This is a genomic window from Pseudomonas sp. SMV7 (assembly GCF_052041995.1).
Classification (GTDB): Bacteria; Pseudomonadota; Gammaproteobacteria; order Pseudomonadales; family Pseudomonadaceae; genus Aquipseudomonas.
Genome location: NZ_JBKGGT010000041.1, coordinates 1 through 4,889, shown reverse-complemented (window position 1 = coordinate 4,889; position 4,889 = coordinate 1). Strand labels below are relative to the sequence as shown.

3 protein-coding genes and 1 pseudogene are annotated in these 4,889 nt (G+C 56.9%); all 4 read left to right on the top strand.

Annotation, left to right across the window (positions count from 1 at the left end):
* Window positions 1-642: bacteriophage T4 gp5 trimerisation domain-containing protein (locus ACLEJP_RS25415; RefSeq protein ID WP_440810880.1), on the top strand; the 642-nt coding region annotated here is incomplete at its 5' end.
* Complete coding sequence (locus ACLEJP_RS25410; protein WP_440810877.1) at window positions 642-1,520, top strand: DUF4123 domain-containing protein; 879 nt, start codon at window positions 642-644, stop codon at window positions 1,518-1,520. The genes ACLEJP_RS25415 and ACLEJP_RS25410, both read left to right, overlap by 1 nt.
* 10 nt (window positions 1,521-1,530) lie before the next feature.
* Complete coding sequence (locus ACLEJP_RS25405; RefSeq protein WP_440810875.1) at window positions 1,531-4,194, top strand: T6SS effector BTH_I2691 family protein; 2,664 nt, start codon at window positions 1,531-1,533, stop codon at window positions 4,192-4,194.
* Window positions 4,194-4,889: pseudogene (locus ACLEJP_RS25400) on the top strand (DUF6708 domain-containing protein); the annotation flags it as partial. The gene ACLEJP_RS25405 and the pseudogene ACLEJP_RS25400, both read left to right, overlap by 1 nt.

Sequence of the window (4,889 nt, the reverse complement as noted above, 5' to 3'; positions counted from 1 at the left end):
CGGCAGGAAGTCTTCATCCACGCAGAAAGGGACCAGAACAACGTCGTCAAACATGACGAAACCACACAAATCGGTAACGATCGCCTCGAACGTGTCGCAAGGGACGAGACGATTTCGATCGGGCAGGACCGTCGGGAAGAGGTTGCGCGAGACGAGGCCGTCAGTATTGGCCAGAACCGGGTACAGGAAATAGGCAGCGACGACAGCCTGACCATCGGCCGGACCCATACCATCATCACTGGCCAGGACCGCATCGAACAGGTCGGCAACCATCGCCAGGACATCACCAAAGCCAACCACACCGTGGAAATCGGTGGTCACCGCGAGCAGGTCGTGGCCGGTCACAGCACTCTGCAAACCGGCGAGGCAATCCGGCACACCACCAAGGTCTATGACATCCAGGTCAGCGAGAGCCTGACGATCAGGAGCCCGGCTGGTCTGCTGCGCATCGATGGGGCAGGTATTACGCTGGATGGCCTGGCACTGGCATTCAAAGGGCCCGTCAGTCAACGGGCAGAAGGCAGCCAGCGCACGACTTCAACCTCTGGCATACCCGAGCCCGGCGACCCCATTTGCCTCAGCTGCTTGCTCAAAGCGATCGCGGACGACCAGAACCTGGTGCGCATGGAAGGAGCAAGCTGATGCCCAGTCCATTCGTCAGAGCAATGGTAGAAGCACTGCGCACATCCGACCGCTATCGTCTGAGCGCCGTGGTAGAGATGGCCAAACTGTCACCTGAAATACGGCAAACACTGACCCAGCATTACTCAGGCCGCTGTTGGCCCCTGTTGCAACAAGCCCAGTTCAGCAACCTGCGAACAGCCGGCCCTTGGCTGTTCGGTTCAAGGCCCGGCTCCGAGGTGGCGGCCCAGTACGATTTCCAATGGCAGCTCGAACAAGGCGCACCGGGTGCGGTGTGTGGCTGGATCGTCAGCGCGCTGCCCCCAGTCCGACTCGCCCAGCACTTGAGCCAGGCCAATATAGTTACTGGCGCAGACGGGCATTCCTACCTGCTGCGCTACCACACGGCAGCAGCCTTGCAAATGTTCGACAACCACCGCGACTTACCAGGCGTCAGCGAGTGGCTGGCCCCTGTCTGCCACTGGTGGGTGCCCGTAGCACACCCAGACAAGCGGTTGTGGCTGCAAATCAGCGGTGGCGACCAACCGCAAAGCATACAAGCCACGCCTATCACTTTGACTGAAGACTGCTGGGCGGCACTGGCGGGTGACCCTCTGAGCTACCAACTGGCCGAGTTGCTCAAGGATGAACAATCGTGCCCGGCCTTGTCTGCCAATTGCCACGGTACACGGCTTGGCCTGATCCAGTTTTACCTGAACCAGGCACGCGAACAGGGCTTGGCTCGTGAGGAAGACCTGCTCAGTTTTGTACTCATGATGGCGCGTGAGGGCGAACAACTCAGGCAATCAGCGGCTTGGCAGGACGCTATCACTGCTACGCGGGAGCAGTTGACTCCCCTTCTGGAAAACGTGCAGCAACGCTTGCACAACAAGGATTGAGGCACACTACATGGACTCGCTCACCGAAACCCTGGACCTGTGCAGGCGCGTTACCAGCGGCTATCGCCCTGCTCTGCGCAACAGCCCTGTCGCCGACTGCACCCGCCGCTTCGAGCTGCTGCCGCTGCGCTACGCCGCCGTCGGTGGCAACCCGGCGCAACGCGCTCGTTTGCCCAAGTTGCCAGGCTATCTCAACCCGTTCCAGGATGTCGGCGAGCTTACCCACTCCAGTTACGCCATCCGCCCGTTGCGCGAGGGTTTTCTCTACCTGCTGATCAAGCGTCACAGTGCGGCAGCCTACGAATGGCACAGCCAGTACCGCGTGGCGTCCAACGGCTCGCTGCTGTACATCAGTGCCGATGCCCCGTGGGAACCGGCGCCCAGCGCAGGCAACCTGGACGAAGTCGTGCGAGGTTTTGGCTGGACCATCACCCTTTATGACCTGGATGACATCCAGGAATTGCGACCGTTGTTCAGCCCGTCCCCGCTCACGTCGCGCATGCTCGACAACTATCGCCTGCTTGAAGATGAGTACCGCAGCAGCCTGCCAGCCATCGATATCGCTCGCTTCATCCAGCCCTCCGACGCGCCCCCACAGCCTCACGTAGTCAAGCATGACCAGCTTGGCTGGGTCGCTGATTTCAAGGCCCAGGACGATCCACAGCTGCAAGCGCTGCTGAACCTGCAGCCGTTCAATAGCAACCAGATCGTCTCGCCACACGCGTCACGTCAAGCCTTGGCGCCGCTCATCGATCAAACCAAGCCCCGCGGTGCCGCCATCGTCATCGAAGACGCCATCGGTATCACCCAGGAGCTCAACGCCTGGCGCAACGCGGCAGTCCAGGATGTAAAGGTGAAATGGCTGCAACGTACCGTTGAGCCCGGCGTGGACAACGAACGCAGGTCGTTGGTCGCGCAGTCATTCCTGGAGATCGAAAAACTCTACCCACAGATGGTGGCAGACCGAATCGTCCAACGCGAGGTCATGGCCGAAACCATTCGCAACCAGCCGTTCATTCACCCGGAAATCTACGCTTTTTCCGAACGGGCCAATCAGCAGGCTGACGCGCATGACGAGCAGATGAAACCGCATCTCGCGCAATTCGAGCGCGACGTCCGTGCCAAGGTTCAAGCCCGCCAGGATGCCGGCGAGTTCAGCAAGAAATTCGACGAGAAATACGGGCACCTGGTCGACCGCCAGGCCATGCACAATCAGCTCGAAAGTTTCGAACAAGTCATGCAACAGGCGCAGCAGGCTGCGGAAGATCGGGCCAAGGATCATGCTCGCTGGGTAATCAGCGAGCGACTGCTACAGGCTTTGGACCGTTACGACAATGCCGACCTGATCAATGGCCTGGCCTTTGCCGAACAGACCGGCCAGTGTGTGATTGGCATGGAACTCAGTGAATGGGGCTCCACCGTCCTCGACCACTGGTGGCGCAGTGACGTGGCGGACCGGGCCAACCTGGCGATGCGCGGCACTACATACAATCAGGAAGACCTGCGAGAAGAGCTTGCAGCGCTTCTGGAGGCGGCGAAGGCCGCACCTGCGTCGTCAGAAACCAGCTTCACGCTGGCTGAAGGCCTTGCCAAACGGGCGCACGCTGCGGCCAATGCCTTCAATCGCATCAACGCACTGTACGAAGAACTGCAAAAGGGAAACAGCACCGCCAGCATCGGCTTGTATGCCTGGTACGTTGCGCTCGGGCGCCAGGTGCTGCGTACCGCTGCACCGAACAGCGTGGATCGCGCCCTGCACCAAGGTTTGCGCCTGACCCTGTTTGCTTCGGTCCACGAAGCAGCGCTTGACATCCGGCTGGGCGAAGCCGCTCGCAACGGAGAGGTTTTAAGCCCACAGCGAAGCGGTGGCCAAGTATCGAGATATCTGGATCAGGCTTGGGCTGAAGGGTTGATGCAGGCCGACAGCAAAAAAAGCGACTTCTATAAGGTTCGCGCTGCCGGCGTGGTCTGCCTGATTGAAGGGATGTTGATGGCCTTCAAGGCGCGGGAGCTGCCCGATAGCGATGCACGAGTTAAGACTGAATTGATGGCGGCTGCCATGACCACGGCTGCGGCTGGGTTTGAAATAGGGGCAAGTTATGTAGACCAAGTGGTGACTCGTTATGGCGCGAATAGCGTGACAGGGAAAGGTGCGGCGACAACCTTGGGAAGGCTTAAGCTGTGGGCCGCAAGCCTGGCTGGTACTGGAGGGCTAGTCTTGGCATGGTGGGACTTTGTGGATGCTGAACGGTATTTTCGTGAAGCACACGGGAATGCTCGAGTCAAAAGTCTGGCTAACGCCTATCGTGCTCGAGGGGTGGCAACGATAGTACTTGGACTAGCAGAAACAGGAACAGCTGTAGCAAGTGCAAAACCTTTATTTGACTATCTATCTCATAACGCCAGGACCAAGTATGGAAGAAACCTAGCCACTTCGCTAGGATCACTCGCCCGAAAATTAGGTACTAGCTCAGCTCGACTCTTACTCTTACGCTTGGTAATCGGAGCTTTTTGGATTGGTCTAATCCTGACGGCAGTCATCTATCTCCTTGAAGACGATGCATTAGAAAAATGGTGCAAACGCAGCTGCTTCCGCATCCAAAAAACTTCACGACTTTATGAAGAACATGAAGAGTTACATAATCTTCATTCAGCTTTCGGCGAGGTCATATAATGTATTTAATTGAATGGGGCTTCTGGCAAATGGCAATCGAGTCGGAAGCCGCACGAAATTCGTATGAAGAAAAGATGACGCCAGCAGAGAGACGCGCAACGCAGGATTTTTATCAAGGCGACTTGACAGAAGAGTTACATTTTCAACAAGTCAGTGAAAAACCTCGCGCACACGGGCCTGTCTTCGCTTTCAATGAAACCTTCCTAGAAGTACGCGGCGGAGGCTCAGAGGAAAAACGCGGGATCATTACAATTATGACATTGGGTGGATTAGGCCCAATTTTATATACTGGATTCACAATAACTCTCTGCTCCCTATACCTTGACCTTTTTTCACCCCACTCAACTTCTTTGGTCAACATTATAATAACAATACTGATGCTCATAATGGACGCCGCAATCATCTATTTTTATCTAAAATACGGACTGCAATTTACACGACTAGAGATGCTTACCACCCGTCATCTGCTCATTCGTTTCAATCGAAAAACCCAGCAAGTCCATCTGCATCGGCCTAGAAGTTGCGGCGGCATCGTGACATTTCCATGGAAAACAACCGGAAGCACCGCGATATATCCAGAAGATGATTCACTCAGCGCGGGGATGAGACTTGGGCTAGTTTGGCATCCCAGCCATACCGGCCTCCCGCATATGGAAATGGCCCTGCTCGGCAAGCAAGGTCAAGGCGGCAGCGAG

Bases quoted from the DNA above. Each gene is read 5' to 3' on its own strand.
- ACLEJP_RS25410 (WP_440810877.1), top strand. From the start codon at position 642: ATGCCCAGTCCATTCGTCAGAGCAATGGTAGAAGCACTGCGCACATCC.
- ACLEJP_RS25405 (WP_440810875.1), top strand. From the start codon at position 1,531: ATGGACTCGCTCACCGAAACCCTGGACCTGTGCAGGCGCGTTACCAGC.